This window comes from Arthrobacter sp. zg-Y895, from assembly GCF_020731025.1.
In the GTDB taxonomy this organism is placed as follows: domain Bacteria; phylum Actinomycetota; class Actinomycetes; order Actinomycetales; family Micrococcaceae; genus Arthrobacter_B.
Genome location: NZ_JAJFZY010000004.1, coordinates 24,239 through 50,266, shown reverse-complemented (window position 1 = coordinate 50,266; position 26,028 = coordinate 24,239). Strand labels below are relative to the sequence as shown.

The window sequence follows — 26,028 nt, the reverse complement described above, 5'->3', positions numbered from 1 at the left end:
AAAGCTAAATGCCGGTGATTACTCGGCGGCTGCAGCAGCCACGATGTTCACGACGCGGCGGCCACGACGGCTGCCGAATTCAACTGCGCCTGCTTCCAGGGCGAACAGGGTGTCGTCGCCTCCGCGGCCAACGCCCTCACCCGGGTGGAAGTGGGTGCCACGCTGGCGAACGATGATTTCGCCTGCCTTGACAACCTGGCCGCCGAAACGCTTTACGCCGAGGTACTGGGCGTTGGAGTCGCGACCGTTGCGAGTGGAACTCGCACCTTTCTTATGTGCCATTTCTTTGCCTGCCTTTGCTAACTGATATTGAAACCCTCAGGCGGGATCACACCCGCGTTCCCGGCCCTGGGGCCGGCAGGAGAATCAGGAGTTGATGGACGTAACCTTGACCTTGGTCAGCGAGGAGCGGTAGCCCTGACGCTTCTTGTAGCCGGTCTTGTTCTTGAACTTCTGGATGACAATCTTCGGACCCCGGAAGTTCTCGACGATTTCTGCAGTCACGGTAACCTTGGCCAGGTCCTGTGCAGCAGAGGTGACCTTGTCGCCATCAACCAAAAGCAGGGCAGGCAGCTCAAAGGTGCTACCGGCTCCACCGGGGACGCGGTCCAGGGTTACGAGGTCTCCGACGGAAACCTTTTCTTGGCGGCCGCCAGCGCGGACAATCGCGTACACCACTTGGGAACTCACTTCTCTCGACGTTTAATACTTGGATGCGCATTTAGCTGGGACCAGATTGGGCCTGCCTTGCGCCATGCAGTTCCGCCTAAGCCGATAAACGGTTGGAAGGCGTTCGCACCGAAGTTCAAGGCTACGCTAATGGTCCTATAACCCGCAAATGCGGTGCCTGCACACTGTACTCATAGAGCTGTACAGGTGCAGTCGGACCAAGGGCGCCACCGAACCGGTGCCACTGCTCGATCTCTACTTTATCCCATGATGCCGGTGTTCCGGGCATCGGCACCCCGGCGGGTCCATGGCACGGGCTTAAAAGCCTGCGGGCGGCCCGGCCCCTAAGGGACAGGCCGCCCGCAGGCAGTGGTACGAGGACGCTACAGCTCGGAGGCCGGTACGCCTACGCCAAGGATCACCGGAGCCGCAGCACCGGTCTTTTCCTCCCGGGCAACCGGCGGCTTGCCGGCAGCCGTGACCGTATGCCGCGCCGGCGTGGAGGAAGCGGATTCCCCTGCTGCCGGTGCCAGGACCTCGGCGGCACCCTGCGGGCTGCTGGCCGCCCTGCGGCGGCGTGCCGGACGGGCCGGTGCCTCCGGCGCGGATGCCTGCACTGCGGCCTGCCGGGTGGACTTCGGCTCCTGCACCTGCGCAGCAGGCTCCGCATCGGCGGCCGGCTGCACGGGCTGGGACACGGCCGAGGCAACCTCGTTGAAGGCTTCGGTCAGGCTTTCGAGGGTCAGGACGGGTTCTTCCTTCACCTGGCGGCGCCGCTGGCGGCGGGGAACCACTACGGTTTCCCCCTGGATGTTCAGCACGGCCCCCGGCTCGGTGTCGGACTCGTCATCGGCTGCCTCCTTCGCGGCCGGCGTCGAGGATCCCGCGTCGCCGTTGGCGGCTGCGTCAACCACCTCATGTGCGGCGGCGGTCGCAGCGGCAATGCTGGCCAAGGCTGCGCGGGCGGCTTCGGCCTTCGCCTGCCGCTCGGCATCTTCCTGCACCGGCTCGTCAGCCTGCGGCTGCTCTTCCGGTACCTGGACATTGCCGTTCTGTCCGCGGCTGCGGTTCCGCTTCCGGTCCCCGCGGGACTGCTTTTCCTGCTTGAGGTGCTGCTGGTGATTATCGTCGGCAACCGCGTGGCCGTTGGCGGCCGGCGTGTGGCTGGTGCTGCGGCGGTGCTCCACGGGTACGTCCTGCGTGACGACGCCGCGGCCGTCGCAGTGCTCGCACGTCTCGCCGAAGACTTCCAGCAGGCCGGTGCCCATGCGCTTGCGGGTCATCTGGACCAGGCCCAGCGAGGTAACCTCGGCGACCTGGTGCTTGGTACGGTCCCGGCCCAGGCACTCCACGAGACGGCGCAGCACCAGGTCACGGTTGGCTTCAAGGACCATGTCGATGAAGTCGATGACGATGATGCCGCCGATGTCGCGCAGACGCAGCTGGCGGACCACTTCTTCGGCCGCTTCGAGGTTGTTCTTGGTGACGGTCTCTTCCAGGTTGCCGCCGCTGCCGGTGAACTTGCCCGTGTTGACGTCCACCACGGTCATGGCTTCGGTGCGGTCAATCACCAGGGAGCCGCCCGAAGGCAGGAACACCTTGCGGTCCAGCGCCTTGGCGATCTGCTCGTCGATGCGGTGCGCCGAGAAGATGTCCTCGTCCTTGGTCCACTTCTCGAGGCGTCCCACCAGGTCCGGGGCCACGTACGTGACATAGGCCTCGATGGTGTCCCAGGCCTCTTCACCGGAGACCACGAGCTTGGAGAAGTCCTCGTTGAAGACGTCGCGGACCACCTTGATGGTCAGGTCCGGTTCGCCGTACAGGAGTTCCGGCGGCAGCGTCTTGGTGGACGTGGACTTGGCTTCGATGTTCTCCCACTGGGCGCGGAGGCGGTTGATGTCATTCATCAACTCTTCCTCGCTGGCACCTTCGGCGGCGGTGCGCACAATGACGCCGGCGTTTTCCGGCAGGTGGTCCTTGAGGATCTTCTTGAGCCGGTTGCGTTCGACGTCGGGCAGCTTGCGTGAGATGCCGGTCATCGAACCGCCGGGGACGTACACGAGGTAGCGGCCGGGCAGGGAAATCTGGCTGGTCAGGCGTGCACCCTTGTGGCCCACCGGATCCTTGGTGACCTGCACCAGGACCGAGTCGCCGGACTTCAGCGCCAGTTCAATACGGCGCGGCTGGCCGTCCAGGCCGGCGGCATCCCAGTTGACCTCTCCGGCGTACAGCACGGCATTGCGTCCGCGGCCAATGTCCACGAAGGCGGCCTCCATGCTGGGCAGCACGTTCTGGACCTTGCCGACGTAGACGTTGCCGATCAGGGAGTCCTGCTGGGTGTTGGAGACAAAGTGCTCGGCGAGGACGCCGTCTTCCAGCACGCCGATCTGGATCCGCTCGTCACGCTGGCGGACAATCATCTGGCGGTCCACGGACTCGCGGCGGGCCAGGAACTCAGCCTCGGTGATTACGTGGCGGCGCCGGCCCGACTCGCGGGACTCGCGGCGGCGCTGCTTCTTGGCTTCCAGCCGGGTTGACCCCTTGACGCTGGTGACGCGGTCCGAGACCGGAGCCTCGGCGTGGGCGCGCGGTGCACGCACCCGGGTGACGGTGTTGGGCGGATCATCGTCCGCTCCCCCGGTCAGTTCCAGATCGGCGTCCCCGCGGCGGCGCCGACGACGACGGCGGGAGGTTACGCCGTCGGACTCGGAGTCCTCGGGGCCGGTCGATGCTTCTTCCGCACCGGCTTCCTGCCCGTTTCCTGATTCCGAGCCCTGGCGGCTGCGGCCGCGGCGGGACCGGCGGCGGGAACGGCCGGAATCTTCGCTGCCCTCCGGCTCGTCCGTTTCTTCGGCTTCGGCGGGCTTGGCCACCGGCACGGAACGCACGGCGGTGAGGTCCGGGGCGTGGAACAGCACCGACGTGGGCGATTCCGGTACCGAGAACGGATCCAGTGCCGAGGTGGGCCCTGCGGCTTCAGCCTTGGCCGGCTCCTGGTTCTTGGCGGGGGACTCTTCCTTGGCGGGTGCTTCAGCCGCGGCGGGCAGCACCGGCTCGGCGGGGGTTTCGGCGGGTTCCGCAGCAGCGGACGCGGCCGACTCAGCCGATCGTGCCGGGCCGGTCGGCGTGCTGGCGCGGCGGCGCGTCCGGATTTTCGGTGCCGGGGCGGCCGTTTCGGCAGCGGGTTCGGCAGTGTTGGTGGACTCGGGACCGGCAGCCAGCGTCACTTCGTCGGCAGCAGCGTTCTCCGCGGCAGCGGCATCAACGGCAGGCTTCTTGGCCGGGGTGCGGCGCCGACGCACTGTCTTGGCGGGAGCTGCTTCAGCGGAAGCGGTTTCCACAGCTCCGTCGGCGGAAACCGAGTCCGTGGCAGCAGCCTCGGGGCTCTCCTCGCGCGGCGCGGCTGCTTCGGCAGCCGGTGCTGCCTTCTTACGGGGGGTGCGTGTGCGCTTGGGCTTCTCAGCGGCGGGCGCGGGGGTTTCCGGCTGGGTTTCCGCCGCGACGGTTTCGGCCTGCGGGGCGTCCGCCGCGGGCTGTCCTGCGGGGGACGCAGCGGGGACGGACTTGCGGCGGCTGCGGGTGGCCTTTTTTACGGGTGCCTGCTGCTCGGCCGGCTGCACGGGAAGATCCCCTGCCGCTGCGGTTTCCACAGGCAGTTCATTGGTTCCATTATTCTGATTAGTCATGTAGGCCTATGCTCCGGCCCTGCGGCACTGGCCACATTCCAATGCCCCAAGGCAATGTGTCGGCTGTGCGGTGGCATCGCAGCCTGCCCGCCAGCCGGAAGTCGTCTGGATGTCATTCGAGGTCGTGCCAGCTGTGGGGCGCGGTATCACTCGAAGACCAGCGGCGCTTTTCCTGCTACCCCTGCGGAACGGATAATTTTCGTTACGGCTGTTCTGGGTAGGTCTGGCCGGCGGATTCCCTGGTTCCCATCCGGATTGATGGGTCAACTACACGGGAAGCGTCACCGGCAGAACCGGAAGCCTGTCGCTGGACCGGCGACGGAATGTGGTTCCGTTGTCAGCCAAGCTTCATTATCGCATACGGCCGCCTTTTTGGCCCGTCCCTGCGCATAGACTCGACGCAGATAGTTACTTCCGACAGCTACTCCGTAAGGAGCTTCCGTGCCCTCCAGCGCAGCCCGTCCATCATCCGGCGCCACCCCGGACGAAGCCGATCCCCGGGACCAGGCAGCTGCCGTCCGTCCGGAACGCCGGTCCTTTGCCTGGACGCTCCTGGTCACCTCGGTAGTCGGTTGGGTCGCGTCCGGCATCCTGGTGATTGAACGCCTCCACGTGTACGCGGACGCCGACTACATCACCAGCTGCGACATCAGCCCGTGGGTCTCCTGCGGAACGGTGTTCCAGACCTGGCAGGCGGCCATCTTCGGCTTCCCCAACCCGCTGATCGGCATCGTGGCCTTCGCCGTCGTTATCACCACTGCCATGGGCCTGCTGGCGGGTGCCCGGTTCGCCCGCTGGTACTGGATCGGACTGCAGATCGGCGTCACCCTCGGCATGGTGTTCGTGGTCTGGCTGTGGAGCCAGGCACTGTTCGATATTTACGTACTGTGCATCTACTGCATCGTGGTGTGGGCTGCCATGATTCCGCTGTTCGTCTTCACGACCATCCGCAACCTGACGGCCGGCACCATTCCGGCGCCGGCCGGCCTGGTCCGCTTCCTGACCGACTGGGCGTGGCCGATCGTCGTTCTGCTCTGGGTCGCGACGGCGGCATCCATCTTCTTCCGGTTCCTGAACTCTTTCCTGGGCAGCTAGCCCTTCCCCGGAGTTTCAGCGGCCCGGGCGGGAACTACCGTTCCAGCGGAAGCCCCCAGGCGAGCACCACCGGTATTTCCTGGCCCTCCCAGGTGGCCGTCAGTGAGGGGTCCGGCGCCGTGCGTCCGTCCAGGTCCAGCAAGCGCACTACGGAGAACTCCCAGCCGCCCTCGGTCAGGACGGAGGTTGCCCAGCCCTCCGGATCGGAAGCGGGCGCATCAACCAGCCCGGCGCCGTCGGGCATCCCCGTGCTGCGGACCTGCATGGTTTCCGACAACAGCTCGCGTCCGCCGTCGTTATCCAGGTACTGGGCTGCCTGCGGCTGCCGGGCAAGGAGGGCCGCTTCCAGGGCCCGGGCGTAGACCGGATCGCCGAGGGCGTCGTAGACCCAGCGCCGTCCGAGCACCGAATGTTCCATTTCGTTGATCAGGAATTCCTCCGCGCCGGCCAGCGGCGCGCCGCGGTAGGTCAGGGGCACCTGCACCAGCAGCGAACCGGCTGCCACGATATGGGTTTCGATTCCCACCTCGCCCTCGGGGTCATCGAACCGGAAGGAAGCCACCTTCCGAGCGGTCACCGGTTCCGTGGAGGGAAACCACCAGGTGCCCGGCAACCAGCCGGAGATCAATTCCATTTTGCCGGGACGCAGCTCGGCGTCGTATATAAGTGCCATGGCCACAGCCTAGGCGACTTTCTCCGGAACCCGTGAGGAATTTCCCCCGCCGGTTCCCCGTTGGCCCAGAGGAAGGCGTGCGGAAGATTGCCCCGCACACCGCATTTCGATCCATGAGGAGAACCATGCTCAGAACCACGCCCGCCCGCCCGGAAACTCCGCGCACCGCACTCGTTGCCGGCGCCACCGGAATTGCCGGAGCGGCCCTGGTGGACCTGCTCTCGAACGAGGGCTGGACCGTCCTGGCCCTGTCGCGGAAGGCCGGAAACCCCGACCCGGCGCGTCCCGGCGTCGTTCCGGTTGCAGCGGACCTCGGTTCCCCCGACAGCCTGGCAAAGGCGCTGGAAGGCGCCCGCCCCACGCATGTCTTCTTTACGTCCTGGTCCCGGCAGGAGACGGAGGCGGAGAACATTGCCGTCAATTCGGCCATGGTCCGGAACCTGCTCACCGCTCTGGCGGACGCTCCCCTGGAGCATGTGGCCCTGATGACGGGGCTCAAGCATTACATGGGGCCGTTCGAGGCGTACGGCGAGGGTCCCATGCCGGACACTCCGTTCTCCGAAGACGAACCGCGCCTGCCGGTGGAGAACTTCTACTATGCGCAGGAAGACGAACTGATGGCAGCGGCCGAGCGGCAGAACTTCGCCTGGTCGGTCCACCGTGCCCACACCGTGATCGGCTTCGCCGTCGGAAACGCCATGAACATGGGCCAGACCCTTGCCGTGCAGGCGACACTGTGCCGCGAGCTGGGGATGCCGTTTATTTTCCCCGGCTCCGAAACCCAGTGGAATTCGGTCACCGACATGACCGACGCCGGCCTGCTTGCCGAGCACATGCTCTGGGCTGCGACGGATGAGCACACCGCCAATGAAGCCTTCAACGTGGTCAACGGCGACGTTTTCCGCTGGCGGTCCCTGTGGCCTCGGCTGGCCGCCGAGTTCGGCGTGGAGCCGGTCGGTTTTGAATCGGAGCCGCGCCCGCTGGAGGAGCAAATGGCCGGCATGTCCGAAGCCTGGGCCAAGATTGCCGCCGCTCACGGCCTGGCCGAGCCTGATCTGGGACGCCTGGCCTCCTGGTGGCACACCGATGCCGACCTCGGTCGGAAGGTCGAGGTACTCACGGATATGAGCAAGAGCCGGGTCGCCGGTTTCACGGGCTACCGTCGCACGGAGGATGCCTTCAAGGCGCTCTTTGTGCGGCTTCGGGCCGAAAACCTGATTCCGTAACCTCCCGTTGCACACGAAGGGCCGGCACCATCACTGGTGCCGGCCCTTCGTGTGTCCGTCCGGTCCGGTGCTAGTTGAACCAGATGCCGATTTCGCGGGCGGCCGATTCAGGCGAATCGGAGCCGTGGACCAGGTTCTGCTGGACGGCGGAACCCCAGTCGCGGCCGAAGTCGCCGCGGATGGTGCCCGGTGCCGCCGTGGTGGGATCGGTGGTGCCGGCCAGGGACCGGAAGCCTTCAATCACACGCTGTCCTTCAAGGACCACCGCAACAATCGGGCCGCTGAGCATGAACTCGACCAGCGGCTCGTAGAACGGCTTGCCCTGGTGCTCGGCGTAGTGCTCTTCGAGGATGCCGCGGGTGGCTTCGGTCTTCTTCAGCTCGGCCACGGTGTAACCCTTGGCTTCGATCCTGGCCAGGATGGCTCCGGTGAGCCGGCGCTCGACGCCGTCGGGCTTGATCAGGACAAGTGTGCGCTCGGTGCTCACGGTGTATCTCCTTGGAACGATCGGATATCGGATCTAAGCCTAGTCGGTGCCGGCGGCGGTTTCGGGGCCGGCTGCCGCATTGCCTTCTTCGGGATGGGCTTTCTCCCATTCGGCCTGCATCCGGTCCCGTTCGCGGTTTTCCCGGTCCAGGCGCATTCCCGCTTTGAGGCCGTACCACCAGGTCAGGGCGAAGAGCACGCCGACGAGGAACATCATGGGTTCCAGGAAACCGCTGGCAATGATCACCAGCTGCAGGATCCACCCGATCAGCGGACCCGCAGGTTTGGAGAGCAGCGCGCACGTTCCGATCAGCGCCGCCGCCAGCAGCAGTCCGCCGCTGAGCAGCAGCGGCGGGGAGATGCTGTCCCGGTGCAGCCCGAAGACGGCCAGCGTCCCGAACAGGACCACGAATGCTTCCAGTGTCAGCACCGTCGAAGCGAACATTACCTTGACGGAGCGGCGCTTCTTGGGCATTCCCGGACGCCATTCGCGCTGCGCTTTGGTCAGTTTAGCCATAGCTGCGAAGCCTACTTTCCGAGGAGGGTGCGCGCTTCGGCGACCACGGTGATGGAACCGACCACAAGCACGCCGCCGGAGAGATCGTTGTTCTCCTCGGCCTTGGCTACGGCCCATTCGAGGGCATTGTCCAGGCCGGCCTCGACCTGGATGTCTTCGTCGGCGAACCCGGCATCCACGGCGTCCTGGACCAGTTCCTCGGCAGGAATGGCCCGCGGAGAGGCGGACTGGGTCAGGACAACACCGCTGACCAGGTCGCCGAGCTGTTCGCGGAGTTCGCTCAGGATGCCGACGGCGTCCTTCTCCGCGAGGATGCCGACCACCAGGACGAGCGTGGTGAAGTTGAACGCCTCGCGCAGCGCCTCGGCGGTCGCCTTCGCGCCCGCCGGGTTGTGCGCGGCGTCGACAACGATGGTGGGTGCGGTCCGCACCACCTCAAGACGGCCGGGCGAGGTGACGGTCAGGAACCCGGTACGCAGCAGTTCGACGTCGAGCTCCTTGGTCCCGCCGCCGATGAAGGCTTCCAGCGCCGCCACGGCTACTGCGGCGTTTTCGGCCTGGTGGGCGCCGTGCAGGGGAACCTGCAGGTCCTCATAGCGGCCGGCGAGGCCGTTGATGGTGACCATCTGCCCGCCCACTGCCATCACCCGGGATTCGACGCCGAACTCGACGCCTTCGAACCGGAACGGAACGCCTGCCTCGTGGGCCTTTTCCAGCAGCACCTGCGCTGCCTCCATGGGCTGGGCGGCGCTGATGAGGAACCCGTCCTCCTTGATGATGCCGGCCTTTTCCCGGGCAATGTCGGCGACGTCGTCGCCCAGCAGCTCGGTATGGTCCAGGGAAATGGGTGTGACCACGGAAACGGTGCCGTCGCCGACGTTGGTGGCATCGGTGATGCCGCCGAGGCCGACCTCGATGACCGCCACGTCCACCGGTTCGTCCGCGAACACCGCGAACGCCAGGATGGTCACGGCTTCGAAGTACGTCAGCCGGGGCTCGCCCGCAGCCTCCAGCTCGGCGTCGACAATGTCCAGGTAGGGATGGATCTCGTCCCAGATCCGGACAAACGTTTCATCGCTGACGGGCTCGCCGTCAATGCTGATCCGCTCGGTGACGCTGGTCAGGTGCGGGCTGGTGTACCGGCCGGTACGCAGCCCGTAGGCCCGCAGCCCGGCTTCGATCATGCGGGCCGTGGACGTCTTGCCGTTGGTACCGGTGATGTGGATGATCGGGAACGCCTTGTTCGGCTCCCCCAGTACCTCCATTGCCCGGAACAGCGGAGCCATGCGCGGCTCCATCTTGTTCTCCGGCGCGCGGCTGAGCAGCTCGGCGTAGACGCTCTCCACGGAGAACCCGTCAATGGAACCGGACGGGCGGTCTGCTGAACTCATTAGATTTTCTCCACTGTGACGGTGTATTTCTCGGCGTCGGTGTCGGCGCCGTCGGTGACCAGGTCCCCGGTGATGATCAGGTCATCGGTGAGCGTTTCTGCCTTCACCAGGGCCACGTTGGCCTGGAGGGCGGCTGCCTCTTCCTCCCCCGTGCTGATGCGGGTGCGGATGCGGTCGCTGATATGCAGGTTCGCGTCGCGGCGGGCCTGCTGGACCGCGCGGATGGCGTCGCGGGCGGTGCCTTCGGCGGCCAGTTCCGGGGTGACCTCGGTGTTAAGCACCAGGAAGCCGCCGCCGGGCAGCACGGCAACCGCCTTGGCGGATTCCCCTTCATCCGATTCGACGACGGTTTCCAGAGTGTATTCCTGCGGCTCCAGGGCGAGGCCGCCGGCGGTGACCGTTCCGGCGTCGTTCACGGACCAGTCGCCGGACTTGGCGGCCTTGATGGCCGTCTGGACGTTCTTGCCCAGACGCGGTCCGGCTGCGCGCGCATTGACCACGAGCTTCTGGCTGATGCCGAATTCGGCCGGGTCGGCGTCGGCGGCCTCCACCAAGCGGACGTTCTTAAGGTTCAGCTCATCCGCGATGATTGCTGCGAACTGTCCGGTCAGGGACTGCGCCTCCGGAGCGACGACGGTCATTTCGGACAGCGGCAGGCGCACGCGCAGGTTGGCACCCTTGCGGAGCGAGGAACCGACGGAGGCAATCCGGCGGGTCGCTTCCATGCGTTCCACCAGTGCGGGGTCGCTCGGGAAGAGGTCCGCGTCCGGCCAGTCGGTCAGGTGCACGGAGCGCCCGCCGGTCAGGCCGCGCCAGATTTCCTCGCCGATCAGCGGCAGCAGCGGAGCTGCCACCCGGCACACGGTCTCCAGGCAGGTGTAGAGCACGTCGAAGGCCTGCGTGTCTTCTTCGAAGAAGCGCGTACGGCTGCGGCGGATGTACCAGTTGGTCAGCGTGTCCATGTAGGCGCGGAGGATCTCGCAGGCCACGGACACGTCATAGGTGTCCAGCGCCGTCGCCATGTCCCGCACCAGGTCGCCGGTGGCGGCGAGCAGGTAGCGGTCCAGAGGCTCGGTGGAGTCGTAGCAGGCCTTGGCCTCGTAGCCGTTGCCGTTGTTGGCGGCGTTGGTGTAGAGGCTGAAGAAGTGCCACACATTCCACAGCGGCAGGATGGCCTGGCGGACGCCGTCGCGGATTCCCTGCTCGGTGACGATCAGGTTTCCGCCGCGCAGGATCGGGGAGGCCATCAGGAACCAGCGCATCGCGTCGGAACCGTCGCGGTCCAGCACCTCCGAGACATTCGGATAGTTCTGCAGCGACTTGGACATTTTCTGCCCGTCGGAGCCCAGGACAATGCCGTGGCTGATGACGTTGCGGAAGGCCGGGCGGTCAAACAGCGCCGTGGCCAGGACATGCAGGGTGTAGAACCAGCCGCGGGTCTGGCCGATGTACTCGACAATGAAGTCACCGGGGTTGTGGTTCTCGAACCAGTCGGCATTCTCGTGCGGGTAGTGCACCTGGGCGTACGGCATGGACCCGGAGTCGAACCACACGTCCAGGACATCCTCCACGCGGCGCATGGTGGACTGCCCGGTGGGGTCGTCCGGGTTGGGCCTGGTCAGCTCGTCGATGAACGGGCGGTGCAGGTCCGGCTGGCCTTCCTTGTTCAGCGGCAGCCGGCCGAAGTCGGCTTCCATTTCAGCCAGCGAACCGTAGACATCGGTACGGGGGTAGTTGGGATCGTCCGAAACCCAGACCGGGATGGGGCTGCCCCAGTAGCGGTTGCGGCTGATGGACCAGTCACGGGCGTTTTCCAGCCACTTGCCGAACTGGCCGTCCTTGACGTTCTCGGGGATCCAGTTGATCTGCTGGTTCAGCTCGACCATGCGGTCCTTGATCTTGGTGACCTCGACGAACCAGGAGGAGACCGCCTTGTAGATCAGCGGGTTCCGGCAGCGCCAGCAGTGCGGGTAGCTGTGCTCGTAGCTGGCCTGGCGCAGCAGCCGGCCCTCCGCCTTCAGGACGCGGGTGATCGGCTTGTTGGCGTCGAAGACCTGCAGTCCGGCGATTTCGGCGAGTTCCCCGACGGCGAACATGGGCAGGAACTTGCCGCCCTCGTCCACGGAGAGGATCACGGGGATGCCGTATTCCTCGCAGACCTTCTGGTCGTCTTCACCGTAGGCGGGTGCCTGGTGGACGATGCCGGTGCCGTCGGTGGTGGTGACGTAATCCGCGGTGACGATCTGCCAGGCGTTGGCAGTGCCCCACTTGTCCGTGTCGGTGTAGTAGTTCCACAGCGGTGCGTAGCGCAGCCCGGCGAGGTCCTTGCCGAGGTGGACGGCGGTGACTGCCGCGCGGGCGGCCTCGGCGTCGTCGTACCCCAGGTCCTTCGCGTAGGAGCCCACGAGGTCCTCAGCCAGGAGGAAGCGTCCCTCGCCTGCCTGGGTGCCCTTCGGTCCTGCGGGCACGACGGCGTAGCGGACCTCGGGTCCGACGGCGAGGGCCATGTTGGTGGGCAGGGTCCAGGGGGTGGTGGTCCAGGCGATGGCCTGCACGCCTTCGAGCTCGGCGGAAAGCGCGTTGTCGCCGGCGGTGATGGGGAAGGTGACCGTGACCGTCTGGTCCTGGCGCATCTTGTAGACGTCGTCATCCATGCGCAGCTCATGGTTGGACAGCGGCGTCTCGTCCTTCCAGCAGTACGGAAGCACGCGGAAGCCGCTGTAGGTCAGGCCCTTTTCATGCAGGGTCTTGAACGCCCAGATGACCGATTCCATGTACTCGACGTTGAGCGTCTTGTAATCGTTCTCGAAGTCCACCCAGCGTGCCTGGCGGGTGACGTAGTCCTGCCAGTCGCCGGCGTACTTCATGACCGAGGCGCGGCAGGCATCGTTGAACTTGTCGATGCCCATCTTCTCGATCTGGACCTTGTCGCTCATCCCGAGCTGCTTCATGGCCTCGAGTTCGGCGGGCAGGCCGTGGGTGTCCCACCCGAAGCGGCGTTCCACGCGGCGGCCGCGCTGGGTCTGGTAGCGGGCCACCAGGTCCTTCACGTAGCCGGTGAGCAGGTGGCCGTAGTGCGGCAGGCCGTTGGCGAAGGGCGGGCCGTCGTAGAAGACGAACTCGTTCTCGCCGTCGTTTCCGGCCGGCCGGGCGTCAATGGATGCCTGGAAGGTGCCGTCCTGGTCCCAGTACTTCAGAACGCGTTCTTCGAGTTCCGGAAACCGGGGGGAGGAGGGAACGGCAGCAGAAGCTGCGTCGCCGGTGCTGGCTTTGGGGTATACAGAGGGCATATTCGTCATCCTGATAGCGGCAAGTGAATCTGGCTGTGGAACAGGATGCGAGGGCGGCCTCTACCGGCCCCGAAAGGCCGGCGGTAACCGCGGTACCACCTCGCTTGCCGCCGTGCGTTCCCGCTGGTGCTGGGTTCGCGCGGCTGCCGCTCATTGACTGCTGTGACGGGCTTACCCGTCCGGTTCTACTGGGCTGCCCCTATTAACGAGGTAGTTAACGAGGTAGCTGTTCTTCCGGAAGCTCACCGGTGATGGCCGGGTCAGTGCTGTTCCGGTCAAGTTTAGGCCACGCCCGCGCCGGTTGTCGAAGCACCGTCCCCGGCGGGGCGTCCGGGACTACCTGCCGGCCTGCAATGCGGTGCGTATGACCTTGTGCTGGGCAGCCTGCGCCAGCGGGCGCAGGACCACCTGGTCCAGGTTAACGTGGTGCGGCACATTCAAAGCGAACGCGATGACCTCGGCAACATCTTCCGCCGTCAGCGGCTTTTCGACGCCGGCGTACACCTTGTCCGCGGCCTCCTTGTCCCCCACCCGGTTCAGGGAAAATTCCTCCGTTTTCACCATGCCGGGCGCAATCTCGATGACACGGACATTGTGTTCGGCTTCCTCCAGGCGCAGCGTCCGGGCCAGCATCTCTTCACCGGACTTCGCCGCACTGTAGCCTGCACCGCCCTCGTAGGCGGTGAAGGCCGCCGTCGATGTCAGCAGCAGGACCGATCCCCGGCCGTTCGCCCGCAGCGCGGGCAGGAATGCCTGCGTTGTCCGCAGCGCACCCAGGACATTGACGTCGTACATGCGCTGCCAGTCGCTGATGCTTCCGCTGGCGACCGGGTCCAGCCCGAAGGCACCGCCGGCGTTGTTTATCAGGGCATCCACTCCCCCGCCGGCCAGCACCTGCTCCGCGAGCCGTGCCACCGAAGCATCATCGGTGACGTCCGCTGCGATGGCTTCAGCACCGGTTTCCTCTGCGAGCGCCTCCAGCTTCTCCCGGCGGCGGGCGACGGCGACGACGTCCCAGCCCGAGGCGCGCAGCGCACGTACCGCCGCTGCCCCGATCCCTGAACTTGCTCCGGTAACAACGGCCCGCTTCGGTGTGATCTCAGTCATGGAATCACTTTAGCCAGCGTTTGGTTCCGTCCCGGTTTTTCGGCACGGGGCAGCCGGGCTTTGTTACGACGGTCGATGTTGCGGCCGGGTTTGTTGCGGCTGCTCTGTCTTACTGCTGCTGGTCTCTTTCTGCGGCTGCAGCCGTCGCACACGGAGGCTCCACATGTCCCGCGTCTTTTTCACCAGGTCCACTAAGTCCTCCGGCCGCTTTCCCTTACTGCTGCTGCAGCCGTCGCACACGGAGGCTCCACATGTCCCGCGTCTTTTTCACCAGATCCACAAACTCTTCCGGCCGGTGCAGGACAAGTTCCGCGGTGATCCGCAGCGTGATCCACCCGCCCGCTGCCGACGCGTTCCAGCGTCGCCGGTCCGCGCGGTAGTGCTCCCGGCTGCTGTGGAACGCGAACCCGTCGATCTCGATGATCAGCCACCCGTCAACAAGCAGATCCACCCGTCCGAGACCGGGCAAGGCCACCTCTGTCTCAACCCGCAGTCCGGCGTTCAGCAAGTGGAACCGCGCGCAGACCTCCAGCGGTGATGCCGTGGTGCGCCGAACGGTCCCCAACAGGGCCCGGACCTGCCAGTCCTGCTGCCCGGAGAATTCCTTCTGCAGGCTCTGCAGTCCCACGGCACCCGTTACGACTGCGGATTCCGCCATCACCAGTGCGTCCAGCCGGGGAAGGCAGCGGAAGGCATCCCGGAGGATCTGCCGGGGCGGCGCTATCAGCCGGTGTGCCGACCGCTCTCCCCGGTGGAGGACCGTGCCGGGTATTGTTCGGGCCGCGTCGCACCGGACATGTACGGTTTCGGATGGGGTCAGCAACCACCAGCCAAGAATGCCTGCCGCCGAGATGCATGTCAGCGAGGACTGGTTGCGTGCGGCATGGACCAACCGGGCGTCTGCCTGGGGCAGCGCAAACGTTCCGCGGGCTACGCGCCGGACGATCCCGGTGCGCAGGGCCTGATCGATCGTCCGCCGCGGGAACCCGTTGGCGGTCAACGTCCCGTAGCTTGCTACTCCGTAACGTGTGAGCAGGAATGCCTCCAGTTGCTGCATCCCCCACATAGTGGAGTGTCTCCGGCCGATTGTTGCTCTTCCGGGCTGCGGGGTGGAGTGCATCAGGCCGCTCGGTGCGGTTCGGGCCCCTGTGGAGGGATAGAAGCCGCTGCTGCCCGCACAGGGCCCCACGACCTGGGGCTGCTGATATCTCCTGAAGCCCCACCAGCACCAACAGCACCACCCAGTGGGATGCTGTGCTCGCTGACGGACCCAACCCGCACGGGGTCCCACGACCTGGGGCTCCTGACATCTCCCGAGATCCCACCCGCACCAACAGCACCACCCGGTGGGACGCTGTGCTGCCAGGGAGCCGATCCCGCACAGGGCCCCACGACCTGGGGCTCCTGACATCTCCCGAGATCCCACCCGCACCAACAGCACCACCCGGTGGGACGCTGTGCTGCCAGGGAGCCGATCCCGCACGGGGTCCCACGATTTGGGGCTCCTGACTTCTCCCGAGGCCCCACCCGCACCAACAGCACCACCCAGTGGGACGCTGTGCCCGCAGGGGCCCAGCCACCCCACACGAGCGCAGGGCCAAGCTGTAGGCTCTCGGTACGCCACCCCCGCTGGCTGCCCCGACCCTCCGCGGCCCGAACAGGACCTATCCATGCCTCTTGTCACCAGATTCCTCGCCGGAGTACTCCTCGCCAACGCAGTCCCGCACGGGGTCAGCGCCGTCCAGGGCCGAAAATTCCCCACGCCGTTTGCCAATCCGCCCGGCGTCGGGCTCTCGGGCCCCCTGGCCAACGCCGTATGGAGCGCCCTGAACGCAGCGGGCGGCGTCGCCCTTCTGGGCCGGACCCCGGCCGGTCCACGTGAACGCGTCTCGCTGCTCACCGGAGCAGTGGCCATGACCTTCTTCCTGGCCCATTACTTCGGCAAGTCACCGCAGGACGGGAAGCAGGCGGCAACACCCGGGACAGCCCGGTAAACCCGGCAGTGCCTCAGACCATAGGCCTGCATGGAAGAATGGAAACCATGGCTGAACATATCCCGGGCACAGACACGCCCGACAACGAACCCCAGACCGTTTCCGTCCCCGACAAGCCCGCCCTTGAGGGGCTTGAGTCCAAGCTGAGCGCCCGCTGGCGCGAGGAGGGAACGTACGCGTTCGATCCGGACACGGTCCGCGACGAGGTCTACTCCATCGACACTCCCCCGCCCACGGCCTCCGGCTCGCTGCACGTGGGGCACATGTTCTCCTACACGCAGACCGACGTGATGGCCCGCTACAAGCGGATGACCGGCAAGAACGTCTTCTACCCGATGGGTTGGGACGACAACGGCCTGCCCACCGAGCGCCGCGTGCAGAATTATTACGGTGTGCGGTGCGATCCCACCAAGCCGTACGACGCCGACTACCGCCCGCCGGCCAAGGCCGCGAAGAACCAGCGTGATTTCGACGTCGTCTCCCGCCGCAATTTCATCGAGCTGTGCGAGGAACTGGCAGTGGAGGACGAGAAGGTCTTCGAGGACCTCTTCTCCACCCTCGGCCTGTCCGTGGACTGGAACCGCACTTACCGCACCATCGACGACCACTCACGTGCCGTCAGCCAGCGCGCCTTCCTGGACAACCTGCGGGCCGGCGACGCCTACATGGCCGAAGCCCCCACCCTCTGGGACGTCACCTTCCGCACCGCCGTGGCCCAGGCAGAGCTTGAGGACCGCGAGCAGCCCGGCGCCTACCACCGGGTGAGCTTCCACGCCCCCGACGGCGAGAAGATCTACATTGAGACCACCCGCCCGGAACTGCTGCCGGCCTGCGTTGCCCTCGTTGCGCATCCCGACGACGAGCGGTACCAGCGACTCTTCGGCACCACGGTGAAGTCGCCGCTGTTCGACGTCGAGGTGGAAGTGAAGGCGCATCCGCTGGCCAAGCCCGACAAGGGCTCCGGCATCGCCATGATCTGCACCTTCGGCGACCTGACCGACGTGACCTGGTGGCGCGAGCTGAACCTGCCCACCCGTGCCGTGATCGGCCGCGACGGGCGTATCCTCGCTGATACTCCGGAGTGGATTGCCACCGAGACGGCCAAGGAAAACTACGCGGCCATCGCCACGAAGACCGTCTTCAGCGCCAAAGAGACCGTGGTGGAAATGCTGCGCGAAAGCGGCGACCTCGACGGCGAACCGAAGAAGATCACCCACCCGGTCAACTTCTTCGAAAAGGGCGACAAGCCCCTCGAAGTGGTCACCAGCCGCCAGTGGTACATCCGCAACGGCGGCCGCGACGAGGAACGCCGCGAACGCCTGATTGCCCGGGGCAAGGAAATCGACTTCCACCCGGCGTTTATGCGCTCCCGCTACGAGAACTGGATCGAGGGCCTCAACGGTGACTGGCTGGTCTCCCGTCAGCGCTTCTTCGGCGTGCCCGTTCCGGTGTGGTACCCCCTGGATGCCGCCGGCAACCCGGATTACGACCACCCGGTACTGCCCGATTCCGCATCCCTCCCCGTGGACCCGGCCGCCGAACCGGCTCCGGGCTACGAAGAGTCTGCCCGCAACCAGCCGAACGGCTTCATCGGTGACGCGGATGTGCTCGACACCTGGGCCACCTCCTCGCTGACCCCGCAGATTGTGGGCGGCTGGAGCGTGGACGAGGACCTCTTCGCGAAGGTCTTCCCGTTCGACCTTCGGCCGCAGGGCCACGACATCATCCGGACCTGGCTGTTCTCGTCAGTGGTCCGTGCCGATGCGTTGAACGCCGCCGCGCCGTGGAAGCACGCCGCGATTTCGGGCTGGATCCTGGATCCGGACCGGAAGAAGATGTCCAAGTCCAAGGGCAACGTGGTGGTGCCCACCGACGTGCTGAACGAGTTCGGTTCCGACGCCGTGCGCTACTGGGCCGCTTCGGCGAAGCTCGGTGCGGATACTGCGTACGAAATTGCGCAGATGAAGATCGGCCGCCGGCTGGCCATCAAGCTGCTCAATGCGTCAAAGTTCGTCCTGAACCTGGGCGCTACGGAGAAGAACGTGGCCCTGGCGGACACCTCGGTGATCACCAACGCACTGGACCTGGCGCTGCTGGCCCAGCTGACCGACGTCGTCAACGCCGCCACGAGTGCTTTCGAACGCTACGACTACGCCAAGGCACTGCAGCTGACCGAGTCCTTCTTCTGGTCCTTCACTGATGACTATGTGGAGCTGATCAAGGACCGCGCCTACGGGGCTGCCGGAGACGCGGAGCAGGCCTCCGTGCTCGCTACGCTGGCCACCACCCTGGATGCGCTGCTGCGCCTGTTCGCGCCGTTCCTGCCGTTCGCGACCGAAGAGGTCTGGGGCTGGTGGCGCGCCGGGTCTGTGCACCGCGCGCCGTGGCCGAACGTGGACGGCCTTGCGGCCGCCGTGGTGGATGCCGACGCCGGCATCCTCGGTACGGTTGCCGCCGCCCTGGGCGGTATCCGCAAGGCGAAGTCCGAGGCCAAGGTGAAGCAGCGGACCGAGGTCCTCAAGGCCACGGTCACCGCGCCTGAGGGTGCAGTTGCCCGGCTCCGCGCCGGGCAGGCGGATCTGAAGGCCGCCGGCAACGTCCGCGAACTCAACCTGGCCGTCGGTGAGGGCGAGCTGAGCGTTTCCGACGTCGAGCTGGCACCGCCGGCGGAGTAACCGCCGCAGGACAGCAGAACGCCCGGCCGGGTTACCCGGCCGGGCGTTCTGGTTTATGGAAGCAAAGTAATCAGTCGAACTGCGGGCTCTCGGTGCGGCTGCGCTTGAGTTCGAAGAACGCCGGGTTGGAGGCCAGCATTACGGCGCCGTCGAACATCGCGCCGGCCTCTTCGCCGCGCGGAATGCGGGTCAGGACCGGGCCGAAGAAGGCCGTCCCGTTGAAGGCCACGATGGGGGTGCCGACGTCGTCGCCCACCTTTGCGATGCCTTCCTTGTGTGAGGCGCGCAGCTGGGAGTCATACTCTTCCGTTTCGGCGTACTGCGCGAGCTCGGCGGGCAGGCCGACCTCGGCCAGGGCCTCACGGATCACCGTCGGGAAGTCGGAGTTTCCGCCGATGTGGATTCTTGTTCCCATGGCGTCGTACAGCTTCTTGATGTACTCGCTGCCGTGCAGTTCCTGCGCTGCGATGATGACGCGCACCGGCCCCCAGGCCGCGTCCATCCGCTTCCGGTAGTCCTCCGGGAGGTGGTCGCGGCCCTCGTTCAGCACGGACAGGCTCATGACGTGCCAGTTGGTGCGGACGTCGCGGACCTTTTCCACCTCGTCCATCCAACGGGAGGTGACCCAGGCGAACGGGCACATCGGGTCAAACCAGAAATCGGCAGTCGATGCGGAACTGGCAGGCGACGCAGAACCATTAACGGTCATGGAAACTCCTTCGAAGCGGTCGATGGCGCATACGGCGCCGAACGTACTACTCCTCCCAACCCCGTCCTACGCGGATTTGTTCCGGCGCTTGGTGGCGACAGCGTGGGAGATGAGGGTCGGTTCGGCTTTCTTCTCCACGGTATCCGCGGTGATGACGACCGTGGCGACGTCCTCCTGGCTGGGCAGGTCGAACATGACCGGCAGCAGCACTTCTTCGAGGATGGCACGCAGGCCGCGGGCTCCGGTGCCGCGGTCCAGCGCCTGCTCCGCGATTGCATCCAGCGCGCCCTGCTCAAAGGTGAGTTCGACGCCGTCGAGCTGGAACATCTTCTGGTACTGCTTCACCAGGGCGTTCTTCGGCTCGGTGAGGATGCGGATCAAAGCTGTGCGGTCCAGGTTGGACACGGTGGTGATGACGGGCAACCGTCCGATGAATTCGGGAATCAGGCCGAATTTGAGCAGGTCCTCGGGCATTACCTCGGCGTACGAGTCCGTGCCCTTGGTGGTTTCGATCAGCGGCGCACCGAACCCGATGCCCTTGCGGCCGGACCGCGAACCGATGATTTCTTCCAGGCCGGCGAAGGCGCCGGCAACGATGAAGAGGACATTGGTGGTGTCGATCTGGATGAATTCCTGGTGCGGATGCTTGCGCCCGCCCTGCGGCGGCACGGAGGCAACCGTTCCTTCGAGGATCTTCAGCAGGGCCTGCTGTACGCCTTCACCCGATACGTCCCGGGTGATCGAGGGGTTCTCGCTCTTGCGGGAAATCTTGTCGATCTCGTCGATGTAGATGATGCCCTGCTCGGCCTTCTTGACGTCGTAGTCCGCCGCCTGGATGAGCTTGAGCAGGATGTTTTCCACGTCTTCACCGACATACCCGGCTTCGGTGAGCGCGGTGGCATCAGCGACGGCGAAGGGGACGTTGAGCCGGCGGGCCAGGGTCTGCGCCAGATACGTCTTGCCGCAGCCGGTGGGACCGATCAGGAGGATATTGGACTTGCCGATTTCGACGTCGTCGGCAGCTACCGCATCGGCGAGGTTGCCGGCGCCGCGCGGGGCGTGCCCTGCCTGGATGCGCTTGTAGTGGTTGTAGACCGCAACGGCGAGCGACCGCTTGGCGGGTTCCTGGCCGATGACGTATTCCTGCAGCGAGTCGAAGATTTCCCGCGGCTTGGGCAGCTCGAAGGTGCCCAGATCTGCAACCTCGGAAAGCTCTTCCTCGATGATCTCGTTGCAGAGGTCGATGCACTCGTCGCAGATGTACACGCCGGGGCCGGCAATGAGTTTGCGTACCTGCTTCTGGCTCTTTCCGCAGAAAGAGCACTTGAGCAGATCCGTGCTCTCACCAATGCGAGCCATAGTTCAGTCCCCTTAGATGGTCCATCAAAAACGGTTCCGCAGCATGGGCTGAGCCAACCATGATCCACTCTAGGACACTTGGAGGAGCTATTCAGCAACCAAACGGCCCGTGGTGCGATATTACGCGCCACGGGCCGGCTGGACATGCCATTATTTCGGCGAAGCAGGTTACATCTTGTTGATGGCCGGCGTCTTGAGCTTGCGGGAATCAAGCACCTGGTCGATCAGCCCGTATTCCAGGGCCGAATCGGCGGTCAGGATCTTGTCGCGCTCGATGTCCGTGTTGACCTGCTCGGAGGTGCGGTTGGAGTGCAGCGCCAAGGTGTCCTCCAGCCAGGTACGCATCCGCATGACCTCGGCGGCCTGGATTTCCAGGTCGGAGGCCTGGCCGCCCTGGCCGCCGGACAGTGACGGCTGGTGGATGAGCACGCGGGCGTTCGGCAGTGCCAGGCGCTTGCCCGGGGTACCGGCGGCCAGCAGCACGGCGGCCGCGCTGGCAGCCTGGCCGAGGCAGACCGTCTGGATCTCCGGACGGATGTACTGCATGGTGTCGTAGATGGCCGTCATGGCCGTGAACGAGCCGCCCGGGGAGTTGATGTACAGGGTGATGTCGCGGTCCGGATCCGTGGACTCAAGCACCAGCAGCTGGGCCATGACGTCGTCAGCGGACGCGTCATCAACCTGGACGCCCAGGAAGATGATGCGGTCTTCGAACAGCTTGGTGTACGGATCCTGGCGCTTGAAGCCGTAGGGCGTGCGCTCTTCGAACTGCGGCAGGACGTAGCGGCTGGTGGGCATCTGCGGGGCGACGGCGGAGCCGGCGGTGCCGAAATTATGGTTCATGAATTACTCCTGAAGTCTGCAAATGGAGGGGTGGCTGGCCGGGGACCCTAGTCCTCGTCCTTGCCCTCTGCCTGGTCCTGGTTGGTTCCGCCGCCGCCGGTCACTCCGCCTGCGTGCGCGGAGATCTTGTCGAAGAAGCCGTATTCCAGGGCTTCCTGCGCGGTGAACCACTTGTCGCGGTCATTGTCCTTGAGGATGGTTTCGACGGTCTGGCCGGTCTGCTCGGCGGTCAGCTCAGCCATCACGCGCTTCATGTTCAGGATCAGCTCGGCCTGGATCTTGATGTCCGAAGCCGTGCCGCCGATTCCGCCGGAGGGCTGGTGCATCAGGATGCGGGCGTGCGGCGTTGCGTAGCGCTTGCCCTTGGTGCCGGAGGAGAGCAGGAACTGGCCCATGGAGGCGGCCAGGCCGGTGGCGACGGTGACCACGTCGTTCGGGATGAACTGCATGGTGTCGTAGATCGCCATGCCCGCGGTCACGGAGCCGCCGGGAGAGTTAATGTAAAGGTAGATGTCCTTCTCGGGATCTTCCGCGGAAAGCAGCAGAAGCTGGGAGCAGATCGCGTTGGCATTCTCGTCCCGGACTTCCGAGCCCAACCAGATGATCCGCTCTTTGAGCAGGCGGTTGTAGATGTAGTCGTCCCGGCCGGCCGGGTCCACCGTAGCCATGGTGGGTGTGTTCGGTGCAGTTGCCATACTGAGTGACCTCTCGCTCTGGCAGGAACGCGTGCTGGCCGTGCCAGCGGCTCCTGCCGTTTGTCTCTTCTAGGACACTAGCCTGTTGCGGCGACGATCTGCTTCGGTTTGGCCGACTGTTCGCTGACGGCGCACGATGCGCGTCACATCGGTCTGTGGCGCGGGCCGGCCCGTGAAAGGAACGCTTAAACCACTGTGCCGCCGGCCCTTTCGGACCGACGGCACAACGGACGGTTTAGAAAACCGGGACAGGCTAGGCCTTGTCTTCGTTCTGCTGCTCTTCTGCTTCTGCTGCCTCGACCTCTTCGCCGGCGGGCCGGACGAATTCGGTGAGGTCGATCTCGGCACCGGTGGTGTCGGTGACCTTGGCCAGCTCGAGGACCTTGGCCAGTGCCTTGCGGCGGCGGACTTCGCCGACCATCATCGGAACCTGGCCGCTCTGGTCGATCAGCTGGGCGAACTGGTTCGGATCCATGCCGTACTGCGAAGCGGAGGAAACGATGTAGTCGATCAGCTCGTTCTGGTTGACCCCTACTTCTTCCTTCTCGGCTACCGCGTCAAGGATGATTTCGTTCTTGAACGCCTGCTCGGTGTTGGAACGAACCTCGGCGCGGTGCTCTTCGGTGTCGTGGTCCGGACCGGAGGTCTGGGCGCTCTCGGAGTTGAAGTGCTGTTCGATCTGCTCTTCGATGACGGATTCCGGTACCGGAACCTCAACGAGCTCGAGCAGCTTCTCCAGGACCTTGTCGCGGGCCTCGACGCCCTGCTCCATCAGCTTGGACTCGGCGGCACGCTTGGTGAGGTCTTCGCGGAGCTCGGCGATGGTGTCGAACTCGCTTGCCAGCTGGGCGAAGTCGTCGTTGGCCTCGGGGAGCTCGCGCTCCTTGACTGCCTTGACGGTAACGGTGACCACGGCGTCGGAACCGGCGTGCTCACCGCCGGCCAGCTTGGTGTTGAAGGTGGCGGATTCGCCGCTGCTCAGGCCGGTGACGGCCTCGTCCATGCCTTCGAGCATGGTGCCGGCGCCTACCTGGTAGGACAGGTCAGCGGCGGAATCCACCTCTTCACCGTCTACCTTGGCGATCAGGTCCATGGTCAGGAAGTCATCGGCGGCGGCGGGGCGGTCCACGGACTTCAGCGTGCCGAAGCGGCTGCGCAGCTCGTCCAGGGCCTTGTCGACGTCGGCGTCGGAAGCCTCGGCGGGCTCGACGGTGACCTCGAGGCCGGCGTAGTCCGGGAGCTCGATTTCGGGGCGGATGTCCAGCTCGACGGTGAAGACCAGCTGGCCTTCGTCGGTGGTCGGGTCCGGCACTTCGGTGATCTCAACTTCGGGCCGGCTCAGGGGGCTGATTCCGGTTTCCTGGACGGCTTCGGCGTAGAAGCCGTTGAGTCCGTCGTTGATCGCCGTCTCGAGGACGTAGCCGCGGCCAACGCGCTGATCGATGAGGCGGTTGGGAACCTTGCCCTTGCGGAAGCCCGGGACCTGCACCTGAGTGGCGATGGTCTTGTAGGCCTCTTCGATGCTCGGCTTCAGTTCCTCGAACGGAACTTCGACGTTGAGCTTTACCCGCGTGGGTGTGAGGTTTTCTACGGCGCTCTTCACAGCGTAAGTTCTCCTGAGGGTTCTGGGATTGGTCTGCACCATGGTTATACAGAGTCGGGGTGACAGGATTTGAACCTGCGACTTCCTGCTCCCAAAGCAGGCGCTCTTCCAAGCTGAGCTACACCCCGTCAGTGCACCTGACAGCCTACCTGCCCCGAAGCTGGTATGACGAATTTTCCCTGCGCCAGGATCGATTCCGCGCCCGGTTGGGAGCCGGATACGGGCCGATTACTCACGGCCGGTTTTCGCGTGCTAAGGTAAAACCTGCCTTACGGCGCCGGGGATGTAGCTCAATGGTAGAGCCTCAGTCTTCCAAACTGATTACGCGGGTTCGATTCCCGTCATCCCCTCCACCTTAGAAGGGCCTTCCGCCGCGCGGAAGGCCCTTCTTGCTTTTCGGTCCGTGCAGGGCGCCGGCAATGGCAGTGCCTGGGCCCGTGTTCAGTCGGCCTGGCAGGACGGGCACCAGTACAGCTTGCGGGCGCCCATCTCGGTTCCCGCCACCGGTGTTCCACAGCGCCGGCACGGCAGTCCGGTCCGCTTATAGACATAGTGGGCCTCGGCCACGGGGACCGGTTCGCCGGCGTCGTCCCGGTCCTGCGGGTTTGTGGTGATGATCCTGCCCTGCCGCACTCCGTCGTTCATCAGGCGTACGACGTCGTCCCACAGCTCCCCTGCCTCGGCCTCACCTACGCTGCGGCCCAGCCGCCAGGGAGACATCCGGGCCCGGAAGAGCACTTCCGCGCGGTAGACGTTGCCAACCCCCGCCAGCACCTCCTGGTTCATCAGCAGGAGGCCGACAGGTGAGCCCTTGCTGCGCAGCCGGCGGATGAATTCCGCAGCGCGCCCGGCACCGGCGCCGCCGTCATCACCGCCGCCGCCGTCCCCGTCCGCCAGCGGGTCCGGCCCCAGTCTGGCCAGCACCTTCTGGCGTTCGGCTTCGGTCACCACTTCACAGGCAGTGGGACCGCGCAGGTCCGCCCAGCCGTGCGTGGAAACCAGCCGGACCCGCACCGCGCCCTTGGGTTCGGGCGGCCCGGAGTAGCCCGCGCCGTCGTCGCCTGCCACCTCCTGCTCCCCCAGCCGCCGGGGCGCCCCGATGCTGGAGGATCCGATGAACGTTTCGTCCCCGCCGAAATCGAAGGCCCCGTAGAGGCCCAGGTGGATACGCAGGTAGAGATCATGGTCGAAGCGCAGGAACAGCTGCTTGCCGTGGGCTTCCGCCGCCTCGAGCACATGTCCGTCCAGCCGGCCGGCACCGGCAGCAAACCGGCCCTGCGGGCTGCTTACGGCAAGCCTTTCACCACCGAACACCGAGGAGAACTGCCGGGCCAGGCGGTGGATCGAATGCCCTTCGGGCATTAGAGCGTGGAGCCGGTGGTTTCGTACCGTGCAATCTGTCCGATCCGGCGGACATGGCGTTCGGCGTCACTGAAGGGCTCGGCGAGGAAGGCTTCGATGATTCCGGTGGCCTCCTCGACGCTGTGCTGGCGGCCGCCGACCGCGACGATATTGGCATCATTGTGCTGGCGTGCGAGCTTTGCGGTCTCCAGGTTCCATGCCAGCGCGGCCCGGACTCCGCGGACCTTGTTGGCCGCAATCTGTTCGCCGTTGCCTGAACCGCCCAGCACGATTCCCAGGGCGTCCGTGCCCGCTTCCTGGTCCCGGACCACGGCCTCGGCAGCGTCGATGCAGAACGCGGGGTAGTCGTCCTCGGCATCGTATTCGCGGGGGCCGTGGTCGACGACGTCGTACCCCTTGCCCGTCAGATGGGCAATGAGGTGGGAGCTCAGTTCCATGCCTGCATGGTCGGTTGCAATGTGGACGCGCATTTGGGGTAAGTCCGTTTCTTGAGGATGGGGAAAAGACGCTTCCAGCCTAGCTTCCGCTGCAGCCGCGCCTCCAAATTCCGCCGCCTCGACCGGAAACCGCTCTTACATGGCGTTCACGCGTGCCGATAGAGCAGGTAGGACTATACTCCGATCCCTCCGGATTGGAGCGGTCTACCCG

Annotated in this window: 21 protein-coding genes and 2 tRNA genes; 5 read left to right on the top strand and 18 right to left on the bottom strand. The window is 65.6% G+C overall.

Going from position 1 to position 26,028, the window contains the following annotated elements; all coding sequences use genetic code 11:
* Window positions 1–18 precede the first annotated feature (18 nt).
* From rpmA to LJ760_RS06890, 3 genes are all read right to left on the bottom strand, one after another.
* A complete protein-coding gene (gene rpmA, locus LJ760_RS06900; protein WP_104053918.1) occupies window positions 19–282 on the bottom strand; it encodes a 50S ribosomal protein L27 in 264 nt (87 codons plus the stop codon).
* Between the two features lie 84 nt (window positions 283–366).
* Window positions 367–678 (bottom strand): 50S ribosomal protein L21, encoded by a 312-nt coding sequence (rplU, locus tag LJ760_RS06895; protein WP_146361875.1) that lies wholly within the window; start codon window positions 676–678, stop codon window positions 367–369.
* A gap of 374 nt (window positions 679–1,052) precedes the next feature.
* On the bottom strand, window positions 1,053–4,355 hold the full coding sequence (locus LJ760_RS06890) for an Rne/Rng family ribonuclease (RefSeq protein ID WP_227921072.1): 3,303 nt from the start codon (window positions 4,353–4,355) through the stop codon (window positions 1,053–1,055).
* Between the two features lie 441 nt (window positions 4,356–4,796).
* Between LJ760_RS06890 and LJ760_RS06885 the strand changes: the two genes are divergently transcribed.
* Window positions 4,797–5,450: a vitamin K epoxide reductase family protein gene (locus LJ760_RS06885; RefSeq protein ID WP_442860644.1), complete on the top strand. Its 654-nt coding sequence runs from the start codon at window positions 4,797–4,799 to the stop codon at window positions 5,448–5,450.
* 34 nt (window positions 5,451–5,484) lie between these two features.
* Here the strand turns inward: LJ760_RS06885 and LJ760_RS06880 are convergent, their stop codons facing one another.
* The gene (locus LJ760_RS06880; RefSeq protein ID WP_227921069.1) at window positions 5,485–6,123 is read right to left on the bottom strand and encodes a CG0192-related protein; all 639 of its coding nucleotides are present in this window, start codon (window positions 6,121–6,123) and stop codon (window positions 5,485–5,487) included.
* A gap of 125 nt (window positions 6,124–6,248) precedes the next feature.
* Between LJ760_RS06880 and LJ760_RS06875 the strand changes: the two genes are divergently transcribed.
* Entirely contained in the window at window positions 6,249–7,349 is a 1,101-nt protein-coding gene (locus LJ760_RS06875) for an SDR family oxidoreductase (RefSeq protein ID WP_227921067.1), read from the top strand.
* A 70-nt stretch (window positions 7,350–7,419) separates the two neighbouring features.
* Here LJ760_RS06875 and ndk read toward each other — a convergent pair whose 3' ends face one another.
* From ndk to LJ760_RS06845, 6 genes are all read right to left on the bottom strand, one after another.
* Window positions 7,420–7,836 carry a nucleoside-diphosphate kinase gene (gene ndk / locus LJ760_RS06870; protein WP_227921063.1) on the bottom strand — a complete coding sequence of 139 codons (417 nt, stop codon included), beginning with the start codon at window positions 7,834–7,836 and terminating at the stop codon, window positions 7,420–7,422.
* Window positions 7,837–7,875: 39 nt separating this feature from the next.
* A complete protein-coding gene (locus tag LJ760_RS06865) occupies window positions 7,876–8,352 on the bottom strand; it encodes a DUF4233 domain-containing protein (RefSeq protein ID WP_227921061.1) in 477 nt (158 codons plus the stop codon).
* 11 nt (window positions 8,353–8,363) lie between these two features.
* Window positions 8,364–9,743, bottom strand: a complete 1,380-nt coding sequence (locus LJ760_RS06860; RefSeq protein WP_227921060.1) for a bifunctional folylpolyglutamate synthase/dihydrofolate synthase — start codon at window positions 9,741–9,743, stop codon at window positions 8,364–8,366.
* On the bottom strand, window positions 9,743–13,042 hold the full coding sequence (ileS, locus tag LJ760_RS06855; RefSeq protein ID WP_227921059.1) for an isoleucine--tRNA ligase: 3,300 nt from the start codon (window positions 13,040–13,042) through the stop codon (window positions 9,743–9,745). Before ileS ends, LJ760_RS06860 begins: the two co-directional genes overlap by 1 nt.
* Before the next feature lie 327 nt (window positions 13,043–13,369).
* The gene (locus LJ760_RS06850; protein ID WP_227921058.1) at window positions 13,370–14,140 is read right to left on the bottom strand and encodes an SDR family oxidoreductase; all 771 of its coding nucleotides are present in this window, start codon (window positions 14,138–14,140) and stop codon (window positions 13,370–13,372) included.
* 214 nt (window positions 14,141–14,354) lie between these two features.
* Window positions 14,355–15,197 carry a hypothetical protein gene (locus LJ760_RS06845; protein ID WP_227921055.1) on the bottom strand — a complete coding sequence of 281 codons (843 nt, stop codon included), beginning with the start codon at window positions 15,195–15,197 and terminating at the stop codon, window positions 14,355–14,357.
* Between the two features lie 613 nt (window positions 15,198–15,810).
* Here LJ760_RS06845 and LJ760_RS06840 point away from each other — a divergent pair.
* Together LJ760_RS06840 and valS are read left to right on the top strand one after the other, a co-directional pair.
* Window positions 15,811–16,134 carry a hypothetical protein gene (locus tag LJ760_RS06840; protein ID WP_227921053.1) on the top strand — a complete coding sequence of 108 codons (324 nt, stop codon included), beginning with the start codon at window positions 15,811–15,813 and terminating at the stop codon, window positions 16,132–16,134.
* A gap of 47 nt (window positions 16,135–16,181) precedes the next feature.
* Window positions 16,182–18,809, top strand: coding sequence for a valine--tRNA ligase (gene valS / locus LJ760_RS06835; protein WP_227921052.1), 2,628 nt, complete (start codon window positions 16,182–16,184; stop codon window positions 18,807–18,809).
* Window positions 18,810–18,879: 70 nt separating this feature from the next.
* Here valS and LJ760_RS06830 read toward each other — a convergent pair whose 3' ends face one another.
* The 6 genes from LJ760_RS06830 to LJ760_RS06805 form a co-directional block, all read right to left on the bottom strand.
* Window positions 18,880–19,518, bottom strand: a complete 639-nt coding sequence (locus LJ760_RS06830) for a mycothiol-dependent nitroreductase Rv2466c family protein (RefSeq protein ID WP_227921051.1) — start codon at window positions 19,516–19,518, stop codon at window positions 18,880–18,882.
* A 66-nt stretch (window positions 19,519–19,584) separates the two neighbouring features.
* Entirely contained in the window at window positions 19,585–20,877 is a 1,293-nt protein-coding gene (gene clpX, locus LJ760_RS06825) for an ATP-dependent Clp protease ATP-binding subunit ClpX (RefSeq protein WP_227921050.1), read from the bottom strand.
* A 168-nt stretch (window positions 20,878–21,045) separates the two neighbouring features.
* Window positions 21,046–21,720 (bottom strand): ATP-dependent Clp protease proteolytic subunit, encoded by a 675-nt coding sequence (locus LJ760_RS06820; protein ID WP_227921049.1) that lies wholly within the window; start codon window positions 21,718–21,720, stop codon window positions 21,046–21,048.
* A 47-nt stretch (window positions 21,721–21,767) separates the two neighbouring features.
* Window positions 21,768–22,388: an ATP-dependent Clp protease proteolytic subunit gene (locus tag LJ760_RS06815; protein ID WP_227922731.1), complete on the bottom strand. Its 621-nt coding sequence runs from the start codon at window positions 22,386–22,388 to the stop codon at window positions 21,768–21,770.
* Between the two features lie 280 nt (window positions 22,389–22,668).
* Window positions 22,669–24,018: a trigger factor gene (tig, locus tag LJ760_RS06810; RefSeq protein WP_227921048.1), complete on the bottom strand. Its 1,350-nt coding sequence runs from the start codon at window positions 24,016–24,018 to the stop codon at window positions 22,669–22,671.
* A gap of 54 nt (window positions 24,019–24,072) precedes the next feature.
* Window positions 24,073–24,146 (bottom strand) — tRNA-Pro (locus tag LJ760_RS06805).
* Between the two features lie 151 nt (window positions 24,147–24,297).
* Here LJ760_RS06805 and LJ760_RS06800 point away from each other — a divergent pair.
* Window positions 24,298–24,371, top strand: a tRNA-Gly gene (locus LJ760_RS06800).
* A gap of 88 nt (window positions 24,372–24,459) precedes the next feature.
* On the opposite strand, the gene LJ760_RS06795 is transcribed toward LJ760_RS06800, so the two are convergent.
* Both LJ760_RS06795 and LJ760_RS06790 read right to left on the bottom strand, forming a co-directional pair.
* The gene (locus LJ760_RS06795) at window positions 24,460–25,380 is read right to left on the bottom strand and encodes an Fpg/Nei family DNA glycosylase (RefSeq protein WP_227921045.1); all 921 of its coding nucleotides are present in this window, start codon (window positions 25,378–25,380) and stop codon (window positions 24,460–24,462) included.
* On the bottom strand, window positions 25,380–25,850 hold the full coding sequence (locus LJ760_RS06790; protein WP_227921043.1) for a ribose-5-phosphate isomerase: 471 nt from the start codon (window positions 25,848–25,850) through the stop codon (window positions 25,380–25,382). Before LJ760_RS06790 ends, LJ760_RS06795 begins: the two co-directional genes overlap by 1 nt.
* Window positions 25,851–26,028 lie beyond the last annotated feature (178 nt).